Origin of the sequence: Thiocapsa sp. C2-2m (assembly GCF_041903745.1) — a bacterium.
GTDB lineage: Bacteria > Pseudomonadota > Gammaproteobacteria > Chromatiales > Chromatiaceae > Thiocapsa > Thiocapsa roseilacustris.
Genome location: NZ_JBBWVD010000011.1, coordinates 15,536 through 38,162, shown reverse-complemented (window position 1 = coordinate 38,162; position 22,627 = coordinate 15,536). Strand labels below are relative to the sequence as shown.

The window sequence follows — 22,627 nt, the reverse complement described above, 5'->3', positions numbered from 1 at the left end:
TTTCGCCTCGCGACACGCTTTCGTCTAGCATTGGGCGCTATCGACATTATCATCGCGCGGCCTCTGCGGCCCCAAGAGAAGAATCACACCATGAACGACAAGAGCGGCGACATCATCGAGGTCATCGAGGTCAAGGTACCGGACATCGGCGATTTCAAAGACGTGGAGGTCATTGAGGTCCTGGTTTCTCCCGGTGACACGGTGATCGAAGAGGCGTCGCTGATCACGCTGGAGAGCGACAAGGCGAGCATGGAGATCCCGGCGCCGCGTGCCGGGATCGTGCGCAGCGTCGAGGTCGCGGTCGGCGATCGGATCTCGGAAGGCATGCGCATCATGACCCTTGAGATCAAGGCGGCACAGACGGCGGGCGGAGCAGAAACGGTGAAAGAATCCGCGAGCATCGCGCCTGCCGCCGCGTCGCATGATATCGTCACCGAGGTCGTGGTACTCGGTGCTGGCCCCGGCGGCTACACCGCCGCCTTCCGCGCCGCCGATCTCGGCAAGAAGGTCGTCCTGATCGAGCGCTACGACACCCTCGGCGGTGTCTGTTTGAACGTCGGCTGTATCCCCTCGAAGGCTCTGCTGCACACGGCGGCCATCCTCGAAGAGGTCAAGACACTCGGGACCATGGGCGTGACCTTCGGCACGCCCGAGATCGATCTCGATAAGATGCGCGCCGGCAAGGAGCAGGTGGTCGCCAAGCTCACCGGTGGTCTCGCGGCGATGGCGAAGCAACGTCGGGTCGAGGTGATCCAGGGTACCGGTCGCTTCGAGGCGCCCAACCGAATCGCCGTGGCACAACCCAGTGGTCCGGTGCGGATCCTCTTCGACCACTGCATCATCGCCTGCGGCTCTGCGCCCATGAAGATCCCGGGCTTTCCGCATGACGACCCGCGGGTCATGGACTCCACCGACGCGCTCGAGATCACAGACATTCCCGCGCGTCTCCTGATCGTCGGCGGCGGCATCATCGGGCTTGAGATGGCGAGCGTCTACAGCGCACTCGGCTCGACCGTCGAGGTCGTCGAGATGAAGGATCAGTTAATGCCGGGGGCGGACATCGATCTGGTGCGCGCGCTCGAAAAGGTGATCAAAAAGCGCTACAGCACCATCCGACTCGAAACCAAGGTCGCGCAAATGAGCGCCACAGCCGAAGGCATCAAGGTGGTCTTCGAGGGCAGGAAACCGGGCGAGGAGATCTACGACAAGGTCCTGGTCGCCATCGGCCGACGCCCGAACGGCAAGCTGGTCAATGCCGAGGCCGCCGGCGTGAAGGTCGATCAGCACGGATTCATCAAGGTCGATGCCCACATGCGCACCAACGTGCCGAACATCTTCGCGATCGGCGACGTGGTCGGCGGGCCGATGCTCGCCCACAAGGCCACCCACGAGGCCAAAGTCGCGGCCGAGGTGATCGCCGGTATGCCTGCCCTCTTCGACCCTATGACCATCCCGTCGGTCGCCTACACCGACCCCGAGGTCGCCTGGATGGGCCTCACGGAGACCGACGCCAAGGCCAAGGGCATTGCCTACGAGAAGGGCGTCTTCCCCTGGGCCGCGAGCGGTCGCGCGCTCGGCATCCATCGCGACGAGGGTCTGACGAAGTTGCTCTTCGATCCGGAGACCAAACGCATCTTGGGCGCGGGCATCGTCGGCCCAAACGCCGGCGAGTTGATCGGCGAGACGGTTCTGGCGCTCGAGATGGGTGCGGACATGGAAGACATCGGACTGACCATCCATCCGCACCCGACCCTGAACGAGACCATCGGGCTCGCCGCCGAGATGGCGCACGGCTCGATCACGGATCTATTGCCGCCGAAGAAGCGCTGATGCCGGACCGAGGTAGGGGCGACTTAAGTCACCCCTACACGGGCGAGATGCCTCCCCGGAAATCGGACCGAGGTAGGGGCGACTTAAGTCGCCCCTACACGGGCGAGATGCCTCCCCGGAAATCGCCTATGCGGCGAGGACGGCCGAGAACGGATGACGGCGTTCAAGCAGCTGCCTTACCGCTTCGCCCCGCAAAATTCCAAACAACGCTGCAGGGTCGGAAACGGCACCCGACCCGCGCAACCGCCGTAGGTAAATGCCTTGCAACGATCGTCGCGGTAGTCGTAATAGAACCCGCGCTGATTGGAACGGCAGGGCCCGGGGTCGGGTTTAACGAGGCAGGTGACGGGCAACTCATCGCTGCCGCCCCCCCTGGGTACACCGCCACATCCCGCGAGGCCCACCATGAGGATCACGAGCACCGGAACGCGTAACGGGCCGAGCCCCACAGCCCTCATCAAGAACCACTCCGCGCCGCCGCCCGGATCTGCGCTCCCGTCGGTGCGTGCTTCCACCAATCGCGATGACGGAACTCGGTGCCGTCCCTGGCCATCACCTGAACGGACCCGCCTCGACGAAATCCCCAGCCCTTGACCCTCGGACCGTGCAGGAAGAGCGTCCATGCCGGCACGCCCGCACGCAAGACCACCCGGTGATAGTCCGAGCCGCGTAGCCTGTTGAATCGCCCCGGAGCACGAAAGCGCACTTGGATCTGCTCCGAGTCGCCGTCGAGTGCGCGAATCTCGTCGTAGCCGCCCGAGAGCACCAAGCTCAAGGCATGTCCCCAGGGGTGATCATGAAGGCCTCGATCCGGATCCGAATCGACGAAACGGTGCAGGTAGAGATGCCAGCCGAAAGCGCCGAGGAGATAGTAGCGTTCGAGGTAGGGCTCGCCTTGGTCGCCTCCGATGAGACGACAGGGTCGACGCGCGCTGATCCATTCAAGCAGCCTTTCCATCCGGTCCTTTAGACCGCGTCCGGTGCAACAGGCACTCTTCTCACGCAAACTCCGCGTCGCATTGATTCACAGGCGTCGCAGCGGACGCGGTTTAAAGAATTCAAAAGGTTCAAGGCGGATCAGGCCATCTCGCGCGGATGTTATCTGTCGACCCTCGTGCGTCGTTGGTCGATACCTAAGAAGACTCGGCTTCCAGCGATTGGAGCGCGAGCCGCGATTAAGCGTGCCTAGGATCGCAGCATGAGGCCGCGAGGGGCACAAGGGCGCCGAGGAGCTCTTGCGAGGCGCGAGGGCGATTTCCGGACGTCGGCGTCCGGACTACGCCTCATCGCAAAACGAGAAGGGGCGACTCATGTCGCCCCTAGATGCCCGTCGCTCACCCTCGAGACGTCACCGAAGGCGCTTTCTTTCTAAACCGCGTCCGACGACGAGGCCCTTGGTGTCGCCCATGTCAAGCATGCCGCCGAGCCGATCCGGTTGCTCGGGGGACGCGGTCTAAGCGTCGAGATTGTCGAGTGCCTTCTGGAAGCGGTTGGCGTGGGAGCGCTCGGCTTTTGCCAATGTCTCGAACCAATCGGCGACCTCGTCGAAGCCCTCGTCACGTGCGGTTTTGGCCATGCCGGGGTACATGTCGGTGTATTCGTGCGTCTCACCCGCGATGGCCGCACGCAGATTGTCGCCGGTCGGGCCGATCGGCAGGCCGGTGGCCGGGTCGCCGACCGCTTCGAGATACTCAAGGTGGCCGTGTGCATGGCCGGTTTCGCCCTCTGCGGTCGAGCGGAACACCGCCGCCACGTCGTTGTAGCCCTCGACGTCCGCCTTGGCGGCGAAATAGAGGTAGCGGCGATTGGCCTGAGACTCGCCCGCGAAGGCCTCCTTCAAACTCTCTTCGGTTTTGCTGCCCTTGAGCTCCATGTCGATCTCCTCACGATGGATTGAACCGGGGTTGGCTGAACCTGCACTCGAACCTTAGTCACCTCGAAGCCGTTTCAGAAATTGTTTGTTCCAATGATTGCAATCGTCTCTTTTGATGAGCGACGACGCTCTTCGACAAGTCTGTGAACTGGTTCGGCAACGCCCCCATGCACAACTGCTATATCCTACGCAGATCAACAAGGAGCAGATTATGCCAGCGTCCAACGGCTTACGGACATTCGACATCGCCCTGTCATCCACAATGGGGGGAGCCCGCCCGGACCAGATCGCGCAACGGCGCACGCTTCTGCAGTTGACCGATCCGCATCTCTTCGCCGATCCCGACGGACAGTTGCTCGGCGTGACCACGCGGCGCAGCTTCGGAGCGGTATTGGAGCTCGCACTCGCGCATTCGCCGCCTGCCGATGCCTTGGTGCTCACGGGTGATCTCGTCCACGACGAGTCGCGCGAAGGCTATCGTGCGCTTCGTCGCTTGCTCGATTGCATCGGATTACCCTATTACTGCATTCCCGGCAACCACGACTCGCGGCCTCTGATGGAAGAGCTGCTCGGACCTGCAGCGCTCGGGCCGGTTGCCGTGCGCAACCTCGGCGACTGGAATCTCGTCTTCCTCGATTCCACTCAGCCGGGCCGAGAAGGCGGGCGGATCGGCCGAGCTCGACTCGCAGCGCTTCGCGACACCTTGGCGGCGCACCCCTCGCCCACCATCCTCTTTCTGCATCAGCATCCGATCCCTGTGCAGAGCGCCTGGATGGACAGACTCTCGGTCGATAACGGAGACGAGCTGATCGCGCTTTGCGACCGACATCCTCAGGTCAAGGCCCTGGTGTGCGGTCATATCCACCAGGAATTCGAGCAGCGTATCGACGGGTTCAGGGTCATGGGAACACCCTCGACCTGCGTTCAGTTCGAGCCGCGCCGGTCCGATTTCGCGATCGATACCCGAGCCCCCGGCTACCGAGAGCTTACACTCCTTGCGGACGGCGCGCTGGAGACACGCGTCATCCGTCTCGACGACTACCCGGAGCGCCCGAGTCGGACGGTGGGCGGTTATTGAGGCGCCCGACGCCCGTGCGACGTCGCTCGGGGGACGCCCCGTCAGTCGATGGCGAAGCTCGGGTACTGCTGAAAGTCCAAGGGCTCGCAAGCAACCCCGGTCACCGCGGCACCCGGTGGACCGGTGCGCAGCCAGTCGCGCAGATGACCGACCGCATTCGCTTCCCCGCAAACCAGCAACTCCACGCGGCCGTCGGGGAGATTTCGCGCGTATCCGGTCACCCCCAGCCGCATCGCCTGCTCGCGGGCCGACGCACGGAAAAACACCCCCTGCACCCGCCCGCCGACGAGGCAGTGGTAACAGATGCGATGCTCGCTCTGATGCTCATCCATTCTCTGCTCCTCGGATCACGCCCCGCAGGTCGCCGGGATTCGGTCTGGGCTCGCGGTCTATCCCTTGGCGGCGGCTTGGCGCTCGCGCTTGTAGGCCGGAAAGGTGAGATCCTTATAGCGCTCCTGAACCACGTACTCCCCGAGCCACATGAATTCGGTCGCATCGCCGGTCGCTCCGGTGTACCTAGCCACCAGATTGCCGTCCAGGTCGAAGAAGGCAAACACCGGCGTCGCACGCACCCGATGCGTCTTCAAGGCGAAATCCTTTTGCGGCATCGCAGTACCCGCGAAATCCTGGATCTCGACATCGCCCTCGATATCGACCGGGAAGATCATGAAGTGCTCTTTGAAGTAGTCCTGCACCTCGGGCTGGTTCAGCACCGTAGTCTTCATGCGATGACAAAAGGGACACTCGTCCATCTCGAACATCAGCAGAATGCCCTTCTTGCCCTCGGCTCGCGCCGTCTCGAGCTCCTCGGCAAAATCGCCGAAGGTCGCGTCGAAGAAGTACTGGGCCGGATCCCGGGTTGCAGCGCCAACCGCAGTCGCCCATAGCACAAGCAGGATGAACATCAGTCGAAGCTGTCGCCGACCGTCACGCGCACGTGTTCGAGCCATTTTTATCATGCCTCCTCCCAAAGTTTCCGGCACCGGGTGAACACCGGCGCGGGGTCGGCTGATTCTCGCCACTTCGGCTCGACAGTTCAATGCCCGGATATCGCTGCTTCGGATGCGAGGGCGCGGACGGACGAAACATCGGCTTTCGCCGGCGACGCGGTTTAGACTAATCCCCGACCCACGCCATCAGCAACACACCGAGCGCCCGTCCGATCCGGGACCCGCGCATTCCGGCGTCCCTATTCGGAGATCGATCATCCATGAGCTACGTCCTCGTCCTCTACTACAGTCGCTACGGCGCCACCGCAGAGATGGCCCATCATATCGCGCGCGGAGTCGAAGCAGGCGGGCTGGAAGCGCGCCTGCGGACCCTTCCAGCCGTCTCGACCGTCTGCGAAGCGACCGAGGACAGTGTCCCCGCCTCCGGTGCACCCTATGCCGACCAAGACGACCTGCGCGGCTGCGCCGGCCTTGCCCTCGGTAGCCCTACGCGGTTCGGAAATATGGCCGCCCCGATGAAATATTTCCTCGACGGAACCAGCAGTCTTTGGCTCTCCGGGGCCCTATCCGGCAAACCCGCCGGCGTCTTCACATCGACATCCAGTCTGCACGGCGGTCAAGAGGCCACCCTGCTCACCATGATGATCCCCTTGCTTCACCACGGGATGTTGTTGACGGGTCTCCCCTACACCGAGGCCGACCTGCTTCACACCCGCTCCGGCGGCACGCCCTACGGACCCTCGCACCTAGCCGGACCCGACAGCGCCCTGCCGGTCACCGACGAGGAAAAGCGTTTGTGTCTGGGCTTAGGGCGTCGGCTCGCCGAGATCGCGGCGGCACTCTCGCGCCGCACGGACTGAAGCGCCGGACCCGCATCCCCGAGCAGGCGGAACCTTGACCGACCATCCCGGGCAACTGCATCTGCCGATCACTCTGATCCGCGAGCCGACACTCGCGGACTATCGCGCCGGGCCGAATGCAGAGGCGCTCGCCGCGGTCGAGGCATTGGCGTCCGGGGCCGGAGAGCCTTACCTATTTCTGTTCGGCGGGGCATCGACCGGCAAGACCCATCTCCTGCAGGGCGCCTGTCAGGCTGCGATCCATCGGGCCCGAACGGCCCAGTACATCCCGCTCGGCGAGACCGGGCTGCTGCCCTCGATCTTCGACAACCTCGAGAGCCGCGATCTGTTGGCGATCGACGATGTACAGGCCGTCGCCGGCAAGGCGGACTGGGAGGTCGCCCTGTTCGATCTGTTCAATCGAGCGCGCGCGCGCGGATGCGCGCTCCTGATCGCGGGGAGCTCGGCCCCGGACGCCATCGGGCTTGGTCTGGCGGACCTGTGCTCGCGCCTGCAATGGGGGCCGCGCTACTGCCTGCTGCCGCTGAGCGATCCGGACTGCGAGCGCTTGCTCACGGAGATTGCCGCGGAGCTCGGCATGCGGCTGGGACAGGAAACCGCACGCTACATCATGAACAACTATGCCCGGGATCCCGGCTCTCTGGTCGCCCTGATCGAGCGGATCGACCAAGCCAGCCTGCGCGAACAACGCCAACCGAGCATTCCTCTGGTGCGTCGGGTCATGCGCGGCGAGGGCTGAACGGCGATCGACTTGCGGTGTGACGATCCGGCGCAACGATCCGACGAATCGACACCCGACGGGCTGATTCCCGATTCGCGGGTCGCCGTCGAGCAACGTCGCCGATGCAGGCCCCGACAGGCATCAAAGCCCTCACTCCGCACAAATCAGACGACCGAACCGCGTCCGATCGAGCGTCGCCGGCTGTGTGCAGACCCTCCTCAAGCGTTCCACGAGCGGTCCTTCCGGATCGAAGATCAAAACCCAAGACGTGGCGGCCATGCTCATGCCCTCGAAGCCATCCACTCGGCACGCCGCATAGACCTGCTCATAAAGGTCGTCGCAAAAGGCCGGTCCGATGCGCTCGGAGCGATAACCGCATTGATCGATGACCGCTTGGAGCGCGCCGGTACCGGTCGCACCCGTATAGGCGCTCACATCGCCGAAATCCCGTAGCCCGGCAGCCTCGAGGCTCGCGATCACGCGATCGCGGCAAGCATCCCAGGCCGGCCCGGACATGGCGGAGGCGCCAAGAGCGTCATAAGGCACAAGGAGCAGGAAGACCGCGGCGACAAGCAAACCGTGAAGCCGTGGGCGGGAGACATGAACCATGTTGAGCTCCTGTCCGGACGACGAAGGCAACGCCCTCTGGCTCGGCGATGGAGATGAGCAGGGCGCCACTCACGACGACCCGGCGATCTCCGTCTCGAGGGTGCGCGGCCGTTGTCGGTCCCGTCCTCCGCAACGCGCTCGAGGGCATGAGTGTGTTGTCTTGAGTCTATGCCAAGACCGAGCGTCCTGCACCCGACACCGGATCTCGAGCGTCTCGCTCAAAAAGGAGGCTCCTCGACCGGAGCGTTTGGAAAGGCAGGCCGACGCCATCATCTTACTTTTTTAGAACACTGTACGCTGAAGACGACCGGAAAGGTCGAAGGTTCGGGCGCAGTCTTCCAAGCCGTATCGGAGCTCGACCGACATGCTCACAACCCTGAGTCTCTTCGCCGTTTTGGCCGCAGCCGCAATCCCGGCCGGGGTGCACTTGGGTTTTCGTGCACCACGGCTGCGCGAAATCGGCACGCCTGCGAGCTCCGGCCTTACCTTCGAGGCGGTTCGCATTCCGACCGTGCGACGCCGATCCCTCTTCGGCTGGCTGATTCCGGCAGCGGACTCGACACGCACCCTCGTCGTCCTCCACGGCTGGGGCGGCAACGCGGAGTTGATGCTGCCTCTGGCAATCCCCTTTCGACAGGCCGGATTCAACGTCCTGCTCTTCGACGCCCGCAATCACGGCGGAAGCGACGCCGATTCCTTTTCCTCCTTGCCTCGGTTTGCCGAGGATCTCGGAATGGCCATCGCCTGGCTGAAGCGGCATCACCCGGGACGTGCCGACTGTGTCGCCGTCCTCGGTCACTCCGTCGGGGCAGGAGCCGCCCTGTTCGAGGCATCGCGCAACCCGGGCATCTCGGCCGTGATCAGCATCGCTGCGTTCGCCCACCCTGCTCGTGTGACCGAGGCATCGGTGCGTCACCTGCATCTGCCTGGTCCGATTGTCTACGGGATCATTCGCTACGTGGAATGGCTGATCGGGCACCGCTTCGACACCATTGCACCCATGAACACGATCACCCGCATCACCTGTCCTGTCTTACTGGTGCACGGCCGAGCGGATCGCGTGGTTCCGGTGGAGGATGCACGCCTGATCCATGCGCGATCCTCGGGAACGCATGTGCGTCTGCTGGAGATCGACGGCGCCGATCATGACTCGGTCGATCGCATCGAGGACCACGTCGGCGCCTTGCTGGGATTTCTGGAGAATCAGTGCGCCGTTGCGGTGCCGGCTTAGGCAAGCTCAAACGCGCCTGCCGCGGCGAGACCGGCTCACGGGTGTGCAGGGTTGCGCCAAATCACCAGACCACTCGTAGAACCTGGTAGCGGAAAAGCCGAACAAGCCTAGACTGCCGCGCGGGTCCACTTTAGCGCTTTGCCATCGTGGATCTCACTCTTCGCCGGACAGACGTCGCAAGACTGCACGCAGGACATTTGCGTCTGCCTGATCCTTCGGCCGTAGACCTTGCTTCGTCTTCAACAAGCCCTCCAGATCCAGAACGGGGACCCGTTCGCCCTCCAGCTCAAGCCATGTCATATGGCCTTCCAGCTCTGCGAAACCCACGCCGCACACTGAGGGCATGATGTCGATCGTAAACTCGTCATTGATCCGAATCGCGTGCAGGTAATCGCCTTCGAACGGATCCACCTCGCCGGCCAGTGCTTTGCTTGCTCCATCCGGCAAGTCGGCGAGAGCTGCGATCCAACGTGCAGAGTTTTCCGGATCGGGAGCAACGGCGATGTCGATGTCCTCGGTCATCCGGACATAGCCATGGGCGGCGAGTGCATAGCCACCAACCAAGACATAGCGCACTCCCTCGCGATTGAGCAACCGGATGATCATGGCGACATCAGACCAAGTCGCCGGCCGCGTAAAATCGTTCGGGGACTCGCCAGCAGGTACCGTCCCCATCGGGGATTCAGCGCCGAACAGTCGACGTAACCAGCTCAACATGCCAGCGCTCCCAATCCGCATTCGCCTCCTCCATGGATGCGTAACGAAAGACACCTTTGGGGACACGGGTACGTGTCCGAGACATGGCCTCGCGCCATGCAATCTCCTCCGCCGAGGGTGGCGCCGGCACGCCCACCGGTCTTTGTAAGCGTCGACCAATCGTGCGACGGATTTTCATCGTGTCATTCCGCTTGTGTGCGTGTGAACACGCGGACATTTTCGATCCCGTATCGAGCGGCGATCTCTCCGATCCGTGGTCCATATTCTTGAAGCAGTGGATCCACACCGACCTCCGCCATGACCCGCAGGGCTTGATTCGGGGCCTAACGCTTTAAGACGTGACACCGCCGAGCGGCGTCACGATCGACCTGACTGCGCATGTCTTGGGTCGGCTTGCCGTCGAGGATCCCGCTCAGCTTGGTCCGTTCCTGCTCAGGCAGCGCCTTCAAGGCTGCGATACCGTCAAACTCATACAGGGTCATGCAGCAGGCGCTATCTCTCATCGACATCCAACCGCGCGCTTCGCAAGCTTACCCAAATCGTGCAGGAAAGCCGCAAAGGCGGCCCGGCACATCTGACCCTGAAGTCTACGATCATGCATTTCGTGGCATCCCGTTCGAAAGCGTCGTTGTGACCGAGTCATGAGCCGGGCGATCGCGAACGCTGGCCATGACCCTGTTCGGCTCGCCGGTCGCCATCATGCCACGTCCACAATCCCCGTTGAAACCGTCGCAAGCCTGCGAGTCCGCCCATCTGCATCAGGGTGTTTTGCCGGAAGGATCGGAACCATAATCGGGAGTGCGTGTACCGGGGATTGCCGGATAGACGATCCCCTTGCGCTCGATCAAGAGCGACCCGCCGCTGTCCGGCGTCTCGGTTCCCGGAATAGGCGTCCAGATCTCGGTGTCGGCGTTCGCCGGCGGGGTCAATGTGACGGCGACGATCGGCAGCGCCGTCCGCCATGCGGCTTTTGCGGTCTTGTTCATTCGGTCCCTCCGATTTCATTTGGCCCCTTAAATCGGCCCCCGGTCCGATCGACCGCAAGGGACGCGACAACTGACGATGCCGCGCGAAGGATCGGCTGGGTCGGATCGACGGCTCAACCATCGCTCCCCGATGCCGTGTCAGGATAGACCGAAACGAGTGACACCGGAGTGCCGACAAGCTTGCGGCAAACGGTCGCGAGACGCCGCGCCGGACCTGTCCGCTCGACTCAGCCGCCGGCCTCCGGTCGCATGTGCGGGAACAGCAGGACATCCCGGATCGAGGGCGAGTCGGTGAAGAGCATCACCAGGCGGTCGATGCCGATGCCCTCCCCTGCGGTCGGCGGCATGCCGTGCTCTAGGGCGCGGATATAGTCGGCGTCGAAATACATGGCCTCGAGGTCACCGGCTTCCTTCTCGGCGACCTGCTGACGGAAGCGGTCGGCCTGGTCCTCGGCGTCGTTGAGCTCGGAGAAGCCGTTGGCGATCTCGCGCCCGCCGACGAAGAGCTCGAAGCGGTCGGTGACGAAGGGGTTCTCGTCGTTGCGCCGCGCCAGCGGGGAGACCTCGGTGGGGTACTGGGTGATGAAGGTCGGGGCCATCAGCCGGTGCTCGGCGGTGTGCTCGAACAGCTCGATCTGGAGCTTGCCGAGACCCCAGCCCGGCTTGACCGAAATCCCCAGCCGGGCGGCGACCGCGCAGGCGCGCTCGAGGTCGTCGACATCGGCCGGCCCGAGATCCGGATTGAAGTGCAGGATCGCCTCGCGGACCGTCATACGCGCGAAGGGCTGTCCGAAGTCGTAGTCCTCGCCTTGGTAGTGGATCAGCGTGCAGCCGAGGACCCGCTCGGCCATCTCGCGGAGCATGTTCTCCGTGAGATCCATAAGGTCGCGATAGTCCGCGTAGGCCTCGTAGAACTCAAGCATGGTGAACTCGGGGTTGTGACGTGTGGAGAGCCCCTCGTTGCGGAAATTGCGGTTGATCTCGTAGACCCTCTCCAAACCGCCGACCACCAGGCGCTTGAGAAACAGCTCGGGCGCGATGCGCAGAAAAAGCTGCATGTCCAAGGCGTTGTGGTGCGTGATGAAGGGACGCGCGACCGCACCGCCCGGAATCACCTGCATCATCGGGGTCTCGACCTCCAGGTATCCGCGGGCGTTCAGATAGTCGCGGATGAACTGGATGACCCGGATGCGGATGCGGAAGGTCTCGCGCGTGCCGCCGTTCATGATGAGATCGAGATAGCGCTGGCGGTAGCGGCTTTCCATGTCGGTCAGACCATGGAATTTCTCCGGAAGCGGCCTCAATGCCTTGGTCAGCAGACGAATGCTGTCGCACTTGATCGACAGCTCGCCGGTCTTAGTCTTGAAGAGCAGACCCTCGGCGCCGAGGATGTCGCCCAGATCGTAGTCGCGCTTGAAGACGGCGTAGGCGTCCTCGCCGATCAGATCGCGCTGGACAAAGAGCTGGATGCGCCCGGACATGTCCTGCACATGGGCAAAGCTCGCCTTGCCCATGATGCGCCGGCTCATCAGCCGGCCGGCGACCTTCACGCGCAACCCGAGCGCCTCGATCGCCTCGGGCTCGTACTCGCCGTATTCGGCCAGCAACTCGCCCGCGATCACATCGCGCCGGAAATCATTCGGAAACGCGGGGCCTTGGGCGCGCAACTGCGACAGCTTCTCGCGTCGCTGCGCGATCAGCTTGTGCTCGTCGACCGCGTCCTCGTGCGACGCCGCCGTATTGGTGTTCTGATCTTGCTCGCTCATCGAACCCCCTATTAAACCGCTTCCGGCAGAACATGCACCGCCGTCGCGTCGTTCAGTGCCCCACACGCCGGCAGTCGTCGCAGTAGAAGCGGTTTAAGAATTTAGGAATTTAAGGTGATTTCCGGGAAAGGATTGACCGACCTGTCGGGGCGACCTGTAGGGGCGACTTAAGTCGCCCCTATAGGCATGCGTGGCCATGATGTTTATTCACGGAAATCGCCTAAGCTTTTGATGTCTTGAACCGCGTCGTCTCACAGCTATCCGGTAAGCGCGACGCCACAGCCACCAGCAATGCCTCCGAGTACACTGGGACGCGGTTCACTTAGAGACCGCTTTTGAGACTGGCCTCGATAAAGGGATCCAGATTGCCGTCCAGCACCGATTGGGTGTTGGCGATCTCCACGTTGGTGCGCAGATCTTTGATGCGTGATTGATCAAGCACATAGGAGCGAATCTGGCTACCCCACCCGATGTCCGACTTGGTGTCTTCGATCGCTTGCTGACTGGCACGCCGGTTCTGCATCTCAAGCTCATAGAGCTTGGCCTTGAGCTGCTTCATCGCGTGGTCTTTGTTCTTGTGCTGCGACCGATCGGTCTGGCATTGGACGACGATTCCGGTCGGGTTATGGGTAATGCGCACGGCGGACTCGGTCCGGTTGACGTGCTGACCGCCCGCGCCGCTCGCTCGGTAGACATCGATGCGCAGGTCCGACGGGTTGATTTCGATGTTGACGGTGTCGTCGACCTCGGGCGAGACGAAGACGGCAGCAAAGGAGGTGTGGCGCCGGTTGCCCGAGTCGAACGGCGACTTGCGCACCAAGCGATGCACGCCGGTCTCGGTACGCAGCCAACCAAAGGCGTAATCGCCCGAAAACTGAATGGTCGCCGACTTGATGCCCGCGACCTCGCCGGGCGAGACCTCGAGCAGCTCGGTCTTGAAGCCGCGACGCTCGCCCCAGCGCAGATACATGCGCAACAGCATCTCGGCCCAGTCCTGCGCCTCGGTCCCGCCCGATCCGGCCTGGACATCGACATAGGCATTCTTCGCGTCCATCTCGCCGGCGAACATGCGCCGAAACTCGAGCGCGGCGACCTTCGACTCTTGCTGATCCAGGTCCTTCGCGACCGCGGCGAGCGTCTCCTCGTCCTGCTCCTCGGCGGCCATCGCCAGCAGATCGTCGGCATCGACCAGCCCGGTCGTGAGCTCGTCGATCGTGAGCACGATCGCCTCGAGCGTCGCACGCTCGCGCCCGAGGGTCTGAGCACGTTCCGGTTCGTTCCAGATCTTGGGGTCTTCCAGCTCGCGCAGGACTTCCGTCAAACGCTCTTTGCGTTCCGGGTAGTCAAAGATACCCCCTAAGGGACTCGACACGTCCCTTGAGGTCACTGATTTGGTAAGCGATCGGGTTGATGTCGAGCATCTTCGACTCCGTCCGGAAAAATCCGTGAGTATACGCCGGCGCCGAGTCGAGCGTGTCGCCGTGTTCCGACCGGCCCTCACCACCTATCGGTCAACGTCGGCACAGGGGTTCCAGCTCGAAATGCCTCTCACGGAGACACGGAGGTCACGGAGAATCAAAGTGACGAAGAACCCGCCGGTTGCCTGTTCTCTTTTCGGATCGGTTCTATACTCAGAAGCAGGTCAACCAACCGGCTCCGACCCTAACCATGGCACGCTTGCCCAGATTCATCCTCCCCGGCTATCCGCAGCATGTCATCCAGCGCGGCAACAACCACGAGCGCATCCTATATGAGGAAGAAGACTATTGGTTCCTCTGGGAGAAGATCGGGGCTGCTGCCGAAAAGTTCGGATGCGAATTGCATGCCTATGTATTGATGCCGAACCACTTCCACCTCTTGCTCACACCGCACCTGGATAATGGTGTCGGCAAACTAATGCAGTACGTGGGGCGCTACTATGTCCAGCACTTCAACGCCCGCTACCAGCGCACCGGCACCCTCTGGGAAGGACGCTACCGCGCGACACTGCTTGATCCGACACATTTTCTGCTGCCGGTCAGCCACTACCTAGAGTCCAACCCGGTGCGTGCCGGGCTGGTAAGGAGCGTCGGCGATTACGGGTGGTCGAGCTACGGGGCCAACGCTCGGGGCGACGACGACCCCTTGGTCACGGTCCACGCGGAGTACGATCGACTCGGGCGCAGTGCGAAGGCACGCCGTGCCGTCTATGCCGCGCAGGCCGAGCAGCCCTTGGACGATGCCCTCCTGGCCCGGATTCGGGATGCCACCAACAAGGCATGGGTGCTGGGCGATGAAACCTTCTGCGGGGCGATCGAAACGGCGCTGAACCGGCGCGCCTTGCCGCGCCAACGCGGCGGCGACCGTCGCTCGGCGGCCTATCGGCGCGCGACGGCGCGCGCATGACTCCGCCGCTCGGAGTGATCCACACGCCGCGCGAGGCCGACGAATTCTTCACGGACGAAGGCTGCCACATCCTCGAGACCTGGAATCGTGCGGACGACCCGGCGGTCTCGGTCGCACGCGCCAGGGTCGAGCCCGGCGTCACGACACGCCTGCATCGTCTCGCCGGGATCGTCGAGCGGTATCTGATCCTCTCGGGTGCGGGACGCGTCGAAGTGGAGGGCATCCCGCCGCAGTCCGTCGGGCCGGGTGATCTGGTCTACATCCCCGCCGATCAGGGCCAACGCATTGCCAACACCGGGGACGGCGACCTCGTCTTCCTGGCCATCTGTACCCCGCGCTTCGTACCCGAAGCCTATCTGGACATCGAGACCCACCCGCCGACGTAACCCGATCTGCTCGGGATACCTTGACCGGCTCCCGACACGGACCAACAATAGCGACATGGCAGACATCTTCATCGAACGCGAGCACACATTGGGCCTCGATCGGGCGCTCGACCAGGTCGAGGCCCTCGCCTATCTGCTCGTCGAGGAGCTCGATGCTCGATGTGCGTGGGACGGCAATCGGCTCGACTTCGCGCGGCCGGGCGCGAGCGGATGCGTCGAGGTGACCGAGACCCTGCTGATCCTCGAGGTCTCGCTCGGATTCCTGCTCAAACCCTTCAAAGATCGGATCGAGCAGAGCATCACCGAGAAGCTCGACAGCCTGGTTCCGTCCCTTCCCTCGGTCTGACGCGTCCCTCTGCAACAGCCGGCCGACATGACATGAGCACCGAGGCGCACGTCAGAAGCCCAGCGGCGATCAACGCCATCAATGAGGTCTTCCATCTCTACGACCCACCCCTGTGGCTCGTGACGGCGCGCGACGGGGCACGCCGCGGCGGCTTCATCGCCACTGCCGCAACGCGCGCATCCATCGTCCACGAGATCCCGCGCATGCTCGTCGCGGTCGCCAAGCACCACCACACCTGGGGCCTGATCGAGGCGAGCGGATCCTTCGCACTGCATCTCATTGCAGCCGATGATATCGCGAGCGTTCGGCGCTTCGGGCTCGCCTCCGGGCACAGTGCGGACAAGTTTGCCGACCTGCCGCCGCGCGAGACATCCGCCGGCGCGCCCTTGATCGAGGGGGCCGTGTCCTGGATGGACTGTCGGGTCGAAGCGCGCATGGACATCGGCGACCGCACCACCTATCTGGCCGAGGTCACTGCAGGCGCGGTCTTGCGGTGCAGCCCGATCCTTACGGTCGCGGGACTGCTGCGGGATGCGCCAGAGGCCGATCGGGCCGAGCTGAAACGCCTCTATGCGCACGATCAGGAGACCGACCGAGCGGCGATCCTGGTCTGGCGCCGGTCTCGTGACGAGGCGTAAGGCAGCTGCGCGCATCGGACCGGCCACCCCAACCTCAGGGAGCTCGTGACAGCCGCTCCGCGGTTTCACGCATGCCCCTTGGCGCTCTGCGCCACGTGTCACGACGGCCGCGGTGACGGGCAAGCCCCGTCAGGCAATTCGCGAGAATCGCCAGACCCCGCCGCAGGTCGGTCTCCTGTCCGACGGACCCTAGGTTGTGCCGAGCCATGCGGGGGCCACCCAACCATCGGCGCACGTCGTGCTTCCTATCGTCAGCACGACCTACGGGTACCGAATTCTCCGGAAATCGCCTAAGACCACCCCACCGACAGACCCAACGACACGCAAACATCACAGTGCGTCGGTATAACGACAACCGCCGCGGGCGTTCGGGCGCCGGACCATCGGTGTCACGTCCAGACCGAACAACCCGGCCGGCAACCCGCACGCGAGCAGGCACTCCCGCCGGATCGTGATCTGACATCTGGCGCAAGTTATGCTTAGATGACGAGCAACCGGTCATGCTCGGCTCGGGCCCGCCCGAAACCTCGACCGAGCCATCCGAGCAACAAACCCTCCAGCAGTACGAGATCCAGACATGCAACTGCCCAACCACAAGACCAAGATCGTCGCGACGATCGGCCCGGCGTCGGATTCGCCCGAGATGCTCTGCGCCCTGATCGAGGCCGGGATGAACGTGGCCCGATTGAATTTCTCGCACGGTGATCCGCACTATCACGGGGCGCTGATCGGGCGTATCCGCGAGGCCGCGACAGCCACCGGGCGCCGTGTCGCCATCATGGGCGATCTGCCCGGCCCCAAGATGCGCATCGGCGATCTAGCCGAGGAGCCGGTCGAGCTGCTGCGCGACGATATCCTTACCCTCACGACCGAGGACATCATCGGCGACAAGTCGCGGGTCTCCATGAGCTTTCTCGACCTCCCGGCAGCGGTTCAACCGGGTGACAGACTCTTCCTCAACGACGGCTTCATCCTGCTGAAGGTGCTCGAGGTCGAGGGCTCCGAGATCCGCTGCAGCGTGCGCGTCGGCGGTGAGCTGCGCTCGCGCAAGGGGCTCAACTTTCCGGGCATCAATCTCGGCATCAGCGCCTTCACCGAAGACGATCACGGTTGGCTGCACTTTGCCGCCGAGCACGGCCTGGATGCCGTCAGTCAATCCTTCGTCGCCACGGACGACGATATCCTTGCCGTGCGCCGCGCGGCGGACGCCATCGGCTATGCCCCCTTCATTATCGCCAAGATCGAGCGCGCCGATGCGCTGGACAACCTCGAGGCCATCCTGCGCGTCGCCGACGGCATCATGGTCGCGCGGGGGGATCTAGGCGTGGAGATCCCCATCGAGCGGATCGCCGTGGTGCAGAAACACATCACGGAGCTCGCCAATCGCTTCGGCAAGCCCGTGATCACCGCCACCCAGATGCTCGAATCCATGGTGACCTTCCGCCGCCCTACCCGCGCAGAGGCGACCGATGTCGCCAACGCCATCCTGGGCGGGACCGACTGCGTCATGCTCTCCGCCGAATCGGCAATGGGGCGCTACCCGATCGAGTCCGTCGCCATGCTGGCAAGCATCGCCAACCATGTGGAGCCCGAGCGCAGCAAACAGCCCTTCGTGCGCACCATGGACGGGTTCCACAGGTCGGGGCCAATGCGCGCCGTCGACCTGATCGCCGCGAGCGTCTACCACACCATCAAGGACAGCGCCCCGCAGGCGGTCGTCGTCCCCACCCAGACGGGCAGCACACCCCGCAACGTAGCGCGCTTTCGGCTCCCGGTCTGGATCATCGCCTTCAGCCCGAACAGGGCCACCTGTCAGGCGCTGCAGTTCTCCTACGGCATCCATCCGATCCAGGTCGAGGCCGACCGCTCCGACTGGTCGAGCTTCGTGCGTCAATGGCTTTTCGAGCGCGGGATCCGCGAGGGCTTGGTCTTGCTGACCCAGGGTCCAACCGCGGAGAACCCCTGCGGCAACTATCGGATGGAGATCCTGGAGCTGGAAACGCCGTCCGGACAGCGCTGAGCTTGAGCCCGACCGGGAACCGGCGACAACAAGGTCCTCGAGAGAGCGGTTTCCGGAAAAAATCTCCATGCTGTAGGGGCTGTAGGGGCTGTAGGGGCTGTAGGGGCGACTTTAGTCGCCCCCTCATCCTCGCCCCCTCACGCCATCAAGACCGAGTCGGCCCCCGCGCAGCTCTATACTCCAGCGCAAACAAAGTCACTCCGAGACCCGGTTCAGCGCCCCAACTGATTGAGATGAAAGCGGCTCCTCAGAAACCCCTGGAAGTGTCCGACTTCTTCGAGCGCGAGCTTCAAACGCCCCTCCTCGATCCGATTCAGCCGTTCGAGCGGTAGATAATTGTTCGGCTCGCGGTCCTCCTCGAGTGCGAGCAACTGCGCGCGCAGTCGCAGGGTAACCAGAAAATCCAGGGCCGCGATCAGACTCTCCGCCTGCTCCGCGCGCAGGATCCCGGCCTCCTGCAAACCGAGCACCCGGCCGCGGGTACCGCCGTCGCCGACACCCGCCTGTAGGGCCATCGCTTTCACCCCCTCGGTGATCGGAAAGATGCCGGCCTTCTTCAGCTCGATGCTGCCGCGGTGCGCTCCCCGTTGCTCCGGCTTGATCCCCCCGAAAAACCCCAGCGGCGGCTTGAAGCCGACCGCATTGGCGGCGCTATAGGCCAGAAACAGGTTATTGGCACGCAACTGCGCCGTGATGTGGGCCTTCAAGTCGGCCTCGAAGCTCGCGTCTCCGTAAAGGGTGCGAAGATCGAAAAACATGCTGCCCGAGAGGATGTTCTCCGGCGACGGGGTCCGCAGCCATTTCTCGAGAACACGCTTCCAGTCGGAGAGACTGCGCCGCCACGCCTCGTTCTTCGCCATGATGCCGCCGGGGCACGCCGGCACGCCGATCCCGATAAGCTGATCGATCAGGTCCACGCTGAAGGCCGCGAGGCGCTCTCGCTCTTCCGATGTCAGATCGTCCGCATAGACGATCGCATTGTCCTGATCCGTGGAGAGCGTCTGTTCCTGCCGACCTTCGCTCCCCAACGCAAGGAAGGCAAAGCGGTCGGTGAGATCCTGGTAGCGCGCAGCGCGCACCAACTCGATCAAACGCACCAGGATGCGGTCGTTCAGATGGGCCACCGTCTGCACCAGATCCTTGGTCGCCACGCCCGTGCCCGCCAGGTGCACAACGAGCTGCTCCAGCTTCTCGTGCAGGATCTTCAGATCATCGACGTCGGCCGCCTCCTCGATCTCCTTCACCAACTGCTGCGGCGAGCGACTTTGCAACCGCAGTGCGTCGGTATCCGTCACGATCCCGCAGAGCGCGCCGCTCGCATCCACCACGCAGAGCCGGTGGATTCGTCGCCGACTCATGAGGTGGAGCGCCTCGAACAGATAGTCGTCCTCGCCGATCGTCACCAGCGGGCTGTTCATGATGTCGCTCACGCGCAGCTCGCCGGGATCCAGCCCCCGTGCCACGACCTTGTTGCGCAGGTCGCGATCCGTCACCATGCCGACCGGCACCTGATCCGAGCACACGACAATGCTCGAGATATTGCGCCCGCGCATCATCTCGGCGGCGACGACCAGCGACTCATCCTGCTCGCAGGTCACGACATCGCGTTGACACAGATCCCTAATGGGAACGAAAAACACATTATCAGCGGACATTGGGCCTCGATTGCGACTGATTTTGACGCCTTCATCGACGGTTGACGTGCGCGTTGAACCGCAGAGCTCTCCATCCGCGATCCGATGCATTCGTGAGATGGATCGACCCAACGGGACTGGAACGAATCCGCACACGCCACTTTAGCCCGGGGAACCCAATCACGCGAGAACGAGCGAGCAGCACCGCCGACTCACCGGCGTTGACCTCGCCAACCTTGCCTGGTAGATTGCTCCGCTGAGTCGGGCGCATAGCTCAGCGGGAGAGCACTGTCTTCACACGGCAGGGGTCGGTGGTTCGATCCCACCTGCGCCCACCATCAAAACAAGAGCTTACGAAGAACCGGCCTAGAGCCGGTTTTTTTGTAAGTGTGTGGGAAGTGCTCGGCGGGGTCGGCACTTCCGGTCGAGATCCGGGGCGAATCTGGAGACGCGCGCAGTAAGTGCGGCCGATCGCAACCTGAAGGAGGTTGCGGCCGATCTTCACGTGAAGATCGGCGAAGAGCTAACCGCAAGGGATGCAGTCAGCTCGGAAGGGTGCCGGGGCAAATTCACCAATGGTGAATATTTGGGAAAGCGGCCTGTTTCAAGTCGATCGGGGGCGGTGCCCAGGGTCGCACCAGTCCCCGAGCGATGCATGCGCCTCCTCAAGCCTAGCAAGTGCGGTTCTGGCTCTGCTCGTGCGGCTCATCGCATCTGCAACCTTGCACCCGTATCCATGTTTTTCACGGATCTGGCTTTCTCTCATCTGTGCATCCTTAAGCGATGCCCTAGCGGCTTTAACTGCATCCGACAGCGAGGGTAGATCTAGCCATGACGCCACAACCTTCTGTCGCGGTCCTTTCGATGTTCTTACGGCTTCAATGACCATGTAATGGGTCGCTTGAGTGCGTGCGTGGTGGCGTGCGCGGCCAGCGGTAAGAAAAGGACCATTGGTACCTTGCGCGATTCTTGTGCCACGCCAGCCGGGACGGTCATAGGTTCTAATCCTGACGAACATGATTGGCTAATGTAGTGACAAAGATATGCGGACACGATACCCGAACCATTGCGTAGTGACAAAGATATGGCGATCATCGGCAGGCGCGCCATAACGCCCGGACTCGCCGGGCGGTTGGGTCAATATGCCGGCTGGCTGGATTTCCGAAGATTCCGAATCAGGCGAAGCGCGTCGGCGAACTTCGATATCGTCTCGGGGTCTCCGGCCGGGTCGATCGGACGCATACTCCGGGGCAGCCGGCGACCGCCAAGCTCGCAGATATCCGCGGCGGCGGTAAGCCGCTCGACCTCCCCGTATGACTGAAGACCTACCAGAAGCATGTCAGTGACGAGCTCCAAGGTGTCTTCCTCAATGATGCGCGCGCAGGTGTCGATGTCGGTGGTATCGGTCATGCTTGCATGCTCCTAGTTCTGGCGAGTTCCGAAAGAAATTTGATGTCGTCCATCGCCGGGTGTGACGGCGCCACGTAGATCAGGGTGATAAGGATCGAAAACAGGCGATCCGCGACGTCGTGCCAGCGTTCCAGGTGCCAGATTGCGGCGATTGCCGCCTCCACGATGAGTTCCGAGTCGTTCATCGTGTCACCTCCAACGGCGTGCGGCCTTCGTTGGCCCGGGACAGCATGCGGGTCAGCTCCGCGGTGCGTTCGCTCGGGTCGGCGGCGACCAGGTGCAACAGTGCTTCGTGCCAGCGGTGCGCATGCACCACATCGGCGGCGCGTACGGGATCGCAGCGCATGGCGTAGCGCACGACTCCGCCGAGTTGATGTGACAGGGCAATACCCTTGTGCGCGAAATCGTCGCCTTCGACCGGCTTGCCGCAGCGGTGGAGCTCCGAGACAAGATCGCGGACCAGTAGGACGGCCGCGCGGGACGGCTTGCGTTCACCTTCCATGTTGGCGAGCTCCAAGGTAGCGGCTCGCGGCGGCGCAGCGGGCCAGAGTCGCAAGGGCCCGGGTCTTGGCGGGGCCGGTGAAGGTCGCGGTGCTGGCTGCGATGTTGGCCTGCAGGAACCGCAGATAACGGCGGTCGCGGTGGGATAGCGCATCGGAAATCGATCGATTCCAATGCAGCAAAACGCGCTGCTGCGCGGTGGTACCATTGTCGTGCATCGTCTCACCTCGGTGTAGGTGGGTTGGTGTAGGACCTCGATCGCGCGCCAACGCGGTCGGGGTCCGCTTCCTCGTTACTTCGTCTTCTTTGCCTTCTTCGTCTCCCTCAATTTTCGGCAGATGTCGTGCACCAGCTCGGCGGATTCGCGCGGCGCCCAGTCATGGATGGGCACCATGTCTGCTGCGCGCATGCGGTCGCGGTACGCCTTCTGTTTCTCTTTCGGGTCGAGTGCCATGCTTTCGCCGATTGGTCACGTGTTACCCATAGCCTAGACCAGGTGTGCGGCGTGCGCAAGGGTCAAATGCGGATCCGCCAGCGGTACACGCTCCCGGAGCCGAGTCTACTCATCGTCGTGACCGATCAGGCGCGGATTTTGCGCCTACGGCCGATCATTGGCTTACGCGATTCAAGCATGCGGTGTGCCTGATAGGCGTTGACTATCGAACGGGTGCGACATGGTTTGACGC

General features: G+C 63.2%; 27 protein-coding genes and 1 tRNA gene. 11 read left to right on the top strand and 17 right to left on the bottom strand.

What is annotated here, in order from left to right:
* Nucleotides 1–90 precede the first annotated feature (90 nt).
* Entirely contained in the window at nucleotides 91–1,830 is a 1,740-nt protein-coding gene (gene lpdA, locus AADX97_RS10180) for a dihydrolipoyl dehydrogenase (RefSeq protein WP_374234644.1), read from the top strand.
* 176 nt (nucleotides 1,831–2,006) lie between these two features.
* Here lpdA and AADX97_RS10175 read toward each other — a convergent pair whose 3' ends face one another.
* The 3 genes from AADX97_RS10175 to AADX97_RS10165 form a co-directional block, all read right to left on the bottom strand.
* Nucleotides 2,007–2,237, bottom strand: a complete 231-nt coding sequence (locus tag AADX97_RS10175; protein WP_374238621.1) for a BPTI/Kunitz domain-containing protein — start codon at nucleotides 2,235–2,237, stop codon at nucleotides 2,007–2,009.
* A 50-nt stretch (nucleotides 2,238–2,287) separates the two neighbouring features.
* On the bottom strand, nucleotides 2,288–2,788 hold the full coding sequence (locus AADX97_RS10170; protein ID WP_374234646.1) for a hypothetical protein: 501 nt from the start codon (nucleotides 2,786–2,788) through the stop codon (nucleotides 2,288–2,290).
* A 495-nt stretch (nucleotides 2,789–3,283) separates the two neighbouring features.
* The gene (locus AADX97_RS10165) at nucleotides 3,284–3,703 is read right to left on the bottom strand and encodes a rubrerythrin family protein (protein ID WP_093030780.1); all 420 of its coding nucleotides are present in this window, start codon (nucleotides 3,701–3,703) and stop codon (nucleotides 3,284–3,286) included.
* 211 nt (nucleotides 3,704–3,914) lie between these two features.
* Here AADX97_RS10165 and cpdA point away from each other — a divergent pair, with 211 nt between their 5' ends.
* Complete coding sequence (gene cpdA / locus AADX97_RS10160) at nucleotides 3,915–4,781, top strand: 3',5'-cyclic-AMP phosphodiesterase (protein ID WP_374234647.1); 867 nt, start codon at nucleotides 3,915–3,917, stop codon at nucleotides 4,779–4,781.
* A gap of 41 nt (nucleotides 4,782–4,822) precedes the next feature.
* Here cpdA and AADX97_RS10155 read toward each other — a convergent pair whose 3' ends face one another.
* On the bottom strand, nucleotides 4,823–5,113 hold the full coding sequence (locus tag AADX97_RS10155; protein ID WP_374234648.1) for an acylphosphatase: 291 nt from the start codon (nucleotides 5,111–5,113) through the stop codon (nucleotides 4,823–4,825).
* A 57-nt stretch (nucleotides 5,114–5,170) separates the two neighbouring features.
* Complete coding sequence (locus AADX97_RS10150; protein ID WP_374234649.1) at nucleotides 5,171–5,731, bottom strand: thioredoxin family protein; 561 nt, start codon at nucleotides 5,729–5,731, stop codon at nucleotides 5,171–5,173.
* A gap of 260 nt (nucleotides 5,732–5,991) precedes the next feature.
* On the opposite strand from AADX97_RS10150, the gene wrbA reads away from it, so the two are divergent.
* Both wrbA and hda read left to right on the top strand, forming a co-directional pair.
* Complete coding sequence (gene wrbA / locus AADX97_RS10145) at nucleotides 5,992–6,591, top strand: NAD(P)H:quinone oxidoreductase (RefSeq protein WP_374234650.1); 600 nt, start codon at nucleotides 5,992–5,994, stop codon at nucleotides 6,589–6,591.
* Nucleotides 6,592–6,625: 34 nt separating this feature from the next.
* Nucleotides 6,626–7,330 (top strand): DnaA regulatory inactivator Hda, encoded by a 705-nt coding sequence (gene hda, locus AADX97_RS10140; RefSeq protein ID WP_374234651.1) that lies wholly within the window; start codon nucleotides 6,626–6,628, stop codon nucleotides 7,328–7,330.
* A gap of 132 nt (nucleotides 7,331–7,462) precedes the next feature.
* Here hda and AADX97_RS10135 read toward each other — a convergent pair whose 3' ends face one another.
* Nucleotides 7,463–7,921, bottom strand: coding sequence for a hypothetical protein (locus AADX97_RS10135; protein ID WP_374234652.1), 459 nt, complete (start codon nucleotides 7,919–7,921; stop codon nucleotides 7,463–7,465).
* Between the two features lie 364 nt (nucleotides 7,922–8,285).
* Here AADX97_RS10135 and AADX97_RS10130 point away from each other — a divergent pair, with 364 nt between their 5' ends.
* Entirely contained in the window at nucleotides 8,286–9,152 is an 867-nt protein-coding gene (locus AADX97_RS10130) for an alpha/beta hydrolase (RefSeq protein ID WP_374234653.1), read from the top strand.
* A 153-nt stretch (nucleotides 9,153–9,305) separates the two neighbouring features.
* Here AADX97_RS10130 and AADX97_RS10125 read toward each other — a convergent pair whose 3' ends face one another.
* From AADX97_RS10125 to prfB, 5 genes are all read right to left on the bottom strand, one after another.
* Nucleotides 9,306–9,869 carry a hypothetical protein gene (locus AADX97_RS10125; RefSeq protein ID WP_374234654.1) on the bottom strand — a complete coding sequence of 188 codons (564 nt, stop codon included), beginning with the start codon at nucleotides 9,867–9,869 and terminating at the stop codon, nucleotides 9,306–9,308.
* Between the two features lie 323 nt (nucleotides 9,870–10,192).
* Nucleotides 10,193–10,372 carry a hypothetical protein gene (locus AADX97_RS10120; RefSeq protein ID WP_374238620.1) on the bottom strand — a complete coding sequence of 60 codons (180 nt, stop codon included), beginning with the start codon at nucleotides 10,370–10,372 and terminating at the stop codon, nucleotides 10,193–10,195.
* Between the two features lie 255 nt (nucleotides 10,373–10,627).
* Nucleotides 10,628–10,855 (bottom strand): hypothetical protein, encoded by a 228-nt coding sequence (locus tag AADX97_RS10115; RefSeq protein WP_374234656.1) that lies wholly within the window; start codon nucleotides 10,853–10,855, stop codon nucleotides 10,628–10,630.
* 227 nt (nucleotides 10,856–11,082) lie between these two features.
* Nucleotides 11,083–12,621: a lysine--tRNA ligase gene (lysS, locus tag AADX97_RS10110; protein ID WP_374234657.1), complete on the bottom strand. Its 1,539-nt coding sequence runs from the start codon at nucleotides 12,619–12,621 to the stop codon at nucleotides 11,083–11,085.
* 322 nt (nucleotides 12,622–12,943) lie between these two features.
* Nucleotides 12,944–14,042 (bottom strand): peptide chain release factor 2 gene (gene prfB, locus AADX97_RS10105; protein WP_374234658.1). Its coding sequence is split into 2 segments (ribosomal slippage): nucleotides 12,944–13,966 and nucleotides 13,968–14,042, totalling 1,098 coding nucleotides; the frame shifts between segments, so codons are not numbered across the junction.
* Nucleotides 14,043–14,289: 247 nt separating this feature from the next.
* On the opposite strand from prfB, the gene AADX97_RS10100 reads away from it, so the two are divergent.
* The 5 genes from AADX97_RS10100 to pyk all read left to right on the top strand — a co-directional run bounded on the left by AADX97_RS10100 (nucleotide 14,290) and on the right by pyk (nucleotide 18,396).
* Nucleotides 14,290–15,006 carry a transposase gene (locus AADX97_RS10100; RefSeq protein WP_374234659.1) on the top strand — a complete coding sequence of 239 codons (717 nt, stop codon included), beginning with the start codon at nucleotides 14,290–14,292 and terminating at the stop codon, nucleotides 15,004–15,006.
* Nucleotides 15,003–15,392: a cupin domain-containing protein gene (locus AADX97_RS10095; RefSeq protein WP_374234660.1), complete on the top strand. Its 390-nt coding sequence runs from the start codon at nucleotides 15,003–15,005 to the stop codon at nucleotides 15,390–15,392. Before AADX97_RS10100 ends, AADX97_RS10095 begins: the two co-directional genes overlap by 4 nt.
* Nucleotides 15,393–15,447: 55 nt before the next feature.
* Nucleotides 15,448–15,738, top strand: coding sequence for a polyhydroxyalkanoic acid system family protein (locus tag AADX97_RS10090; protein ID WP_374234661.1), 291 nt, complete (start codon nucleotides 15,448–15,450; stop codon nucleotides 15,736–15,738).
* A gap of 32 nt (nucleotides 15,739–15,770) precedes the next feature.
* On the top strand, nucleotides 15,771–16,376 hold the full coding sequence (locus AADX97_RS10085) for a flavin reductase family protein (RefSeq protein ID WP_374234662.1): 606 nt from the start codon (nucleotides 15,771–15,773) through the stop codon (nucleotides 16,374–16,376).
* A gap of 577 nt (nucleotides 16,377–16,953) precedes the next feature.
* The gene (gene pyk / locus AADX97_RS10080; protein ID WP_374234663.1) at nucleotides 16,954–18,396 is read left to right on the top strand and encodes a pyruvate kinase; all 1,443 of its coding nucleotides are present in this window, start codon (nucleotides 16,954–16,956) and stop codon (nucleotides 18,394–18,396) included.
* 212 nt (nucleotides 18,397–18,608) lie between these two features.
* Here the strand turns inward: pyk and AADX97_RS10075 are convergent, their stop codons facing one another.
* On the bottom strand, nucleotides 18,609–20,051 hold the full coding sequence (locus AADX97_RS10075) for a DUF294 nucleotidyltransferase-like domain-containing protein (protein WP_374234664.1): 1,443 nt from the start codon (nucleotides 20,049–20,051) through the stop codon (nucleotides 18,609–18,611).
* Between the two features lie 242 nt (nucleotides 20,052–20,293).
* Between AADX97_RS10075 and AADX97_RS10070 the strand changes: the two genes are divergently transcribed.
* Nucleotides 20,294–20,368 (top strand) — tRNA-Val (locus AADX97_RS10070).
* A gap of 799 nt (nucleotides 20,369–21,167) precedes the next feature.
* On the opposite strand, the gene AADX97_RS10065 is transcribed toward AADX97_RS10070, so the two are convergent.
* The 5 genes from AADX97_RS10065 to AADX97_RS10045 form a co-directional block, all read right to left on the bottom strand.
* Nucleotides 21,168–21,440, bottom strand: coding sequence for a hypothetical protein (locus tag AADX97_RS10065; protein WP_374234665.1), 273 nt, complete (start codon nucleotides 21,438–21,440; stop codon nucleotides 21,168–21,170).
* On the bottom strand, nucleotides 21,437–21,625 hold the full coding sequence (locus tag AADX97_RS10060) for a hypothetical protein (RefSeq protein WP_374234666.1): 189 nt from the start codon (nucleotides 21,623–21,625) through the stop codon (nucleotides 21,437–21,439). The genes AADX97_RS10065 and AADX97_RS10060 overlap by 4 nt, the downstream gene beginning before the upstream one ends.
* Nucleotides 21,622–21,942, bottom strand: a complete 321-nt coding sequence (locus AADX97_RS10055; protein ID WP_374234667.1) for a hypothetical protein — start codon at nucleotides 21,940–21,942, stop codon at nucleotides 21,622–21,624. The genes AADX97_RS10060 and AADX97_RS10055 overlap by 4 nt, the downstream gene beginning before the upstream one ends.
* Entirely contained in the window at nucleotides 21,932–22,159 is a 228-nt protein-coding gene (locus tag AADX97_RS10050) for a hypothetical protein (RefSeq protein ID WP_374234668.1), read from the bottom strand. The genes AADX97_RS10055 and AADX97_RS10050 overlap by 11 nt, the downstream gene beginning before the upstream one ends.
* A 74-nt stretch (nucleotides 22,160–22,233) precedes the next feature.
* Entirely contained in the window at nucleotides 22,234–22,395 is a 162-nt protein-coding gene (locus AADX97_RS10045) for a hypothetical protein (protein WP_374234669.1), read from the bottom strand.
* Between the last annotated feature and the right edge of the window lie 232 nt (nucleotides 22,396–22,627).

What these genes read in the sequence shown, in the direction of transcription:
- AADX97_RS10165 (WP_093030780.1), bottom strand. Translation starts at nt 3,703, where the DNA reads ATGGAGCTCAAGGGCAGCAAAACCGAAGAGAGTTTGAAGGAGGCCTTC.
- AADX97_RS10065 (WP_374234665.1), bottom strand. Translation starts at nt 21,440, where the DNA reads ATGACCGATACCACCGACATCGACACCTGCGCGCGCATCATTGAGGAA.
- lysS (WP_374234657.1), bottom strand. Translation starts at nt 12,621, where the DNA reads ATGAGCGAGCAAGATCAGAACACCAATACGGCGGCGTCGCACGAGGAC.
- AADX97_RS10130 (WP_374234653.1), top strand. Translation starts at nt 8,286, where the DNA reads ATGCTCACAACCCTGAGTCTCTTCGCCGTTTTGGCCGCAGCCGCAATC.
- AADX97_RS10115 (WP_374234656.1), bottom strand. Translation starts at nt 10,855, where the DNA reads ATGAACAAGACCGCAAAAGCCGCATGGCGGACGGCGCTGCCGATCGTC.
- AADX97_RS10170 (WP_374234646.1), bottom strand. Translation starts at nt 2,788, where the DNA reads ATGGAAAGGCTGCTTGAATGGATCAGCGCGCGTCGACCCTGTCGTCTC.
- AADX97_RS10125 (WP_374234654.1), bottom strand. Translation starts at nt 9,869, where the DNA reads ATGTTGAGCTGGTTACGTCGACTGTTCGGCGCTGAATCCCCGATGGGG.
- pyk (WP_374234663.1), top strand. Translation starts at nt 16,954, where the DNA reads ATGCAACTGCCCAACCACAAGACCAAGATCGTCGCGACGATCGGCCCG.
- cpdA (WP_374234647.1), top strand. Translation starts at nt 3,915, where the DNA reads ATGCCAGCGTCCAACGGCTTACGGACATTCGACATCGCCCTGTCATCC.
- AADX97_RS10055 (WP_374234667.1), bottom strand. Translation starts at nt 21,942, where the DNA reads ATGGAAGGTGAACGCAAGCCGTCCCGCGCGGCCGTCCTACTGGTCCGC.
- AADX97_RS10050 (WP_374234668.1), bottom strand. Translation starts at nt 22,159, where the DNA reads ATGCACGACAATGGTACCACCGCGCAGCAGCGCGTTTTGCTGCATTGG.
- AADX97_RS10100 (WP_374234659.1), top strand. Translation starts at nt 14,290, where the DNA reads ATGGCACGCTTGCCCAGATTCATCCTCCCCGGCTATCCGCAGCATGTC.
- wrbA (WP_374234650.1), top strand. Translation starts at nt 5,992, where the DNA reads ATGAGCTACGTCCTCGTCCTCTACTACAGTCGCTACGGCGCCACCGCA.
- AADX97_RS10075 (WP_374234664.1), bottom strand. Translation starts at nt 20,051, where the DNA reads ATGTCCGCTGATAATGTGTTTTTCGTTCCCATTAGGGATCTGTGTCAA.
- lpdA (WP_374234644.1), top strand. Translation starts at nt 91, where the DNA reads ATGAACGACAAGAGCGGCGACATCATCGAGGTCATCGAGGTCAAGGTA.
- AADX97_RS10135 (WP_374234652.1), bottom strand. Translation starts at nt 7,921, where the DNA reads ATGGTTCATGTCTCCCGCCCACGGCTTCACGGTTTGCTTGTCGCCGCG.
- AADX97_RS10175 (WP_374238621.1), bottom strand. Translation starts at nt 2,237, where the DNA reads ATGGTGGGCCTCGCGGGATGTGGCGGTGTACCCAGGGGGGGCGGCAGC.
- AADX97_RS10120 (WP_374238620.1), bottom strand. Translation starts at nt 10,372, where the DNA reads ATGAGAGATAGCGCCTGCTGCATGACCCTGTATGAGTTTGACGGTATC.
- AADX97_RS10090 (WP_374234661.1), top strand. Translation starts at nt 15,448, where the DNA reads ATGGCAGACATCTTCATCGAACGCGAGCACACATTGGGCCTCGATCGG.
- AADX97_RS10155 (WP_374234648.1), bottom strand. Translation starts at nt 5,113, where the DNA reads ATGGATGAGCATCAGAGCGAGCATCGCATCTGTTACCACTGCCTCGTC.
- AADX97_RS10085 (WP_374234662.1), top strand. Translation starts at nt 15,771, where the DNA reads ATGAGCACCGAGGCGCACGTCAGAAGCCCAGCGGCGATCAACGCCATC.
- AADX97_RS10045 (WP_374234669.1), bottom strand. Translation starts at nt 22,395, where the DNA reads ATGGCACTCGACCCGAAAGAGAAACAGAAGGCGTACCGCGACCGCATG.
- AADX97_RS10095 (WP_374234660.1), top strand. Translation starts at nt 15,003, where the DNA reads ATGACTCCGCCGCTCGGAGTGATCCACACGCCGCGCGAGGCCGACGAA.
- AADX97_RS10150 (WP_374234649.1), bottom strand. Translation starts at nt 5,731, where the DNA reads ATGGCTCGAACACGTGCGCGTGACGGTCGGCGACAGCTTCGACTGATG.
- AADX97_RS10060 (WP_374234666.1), bottom strand. Translation starts at nt 21,625, where the DNA reads ATGAACGACTCGGAACTCATCGTGGAGGCGGCAATCGCCGCAATCTGG.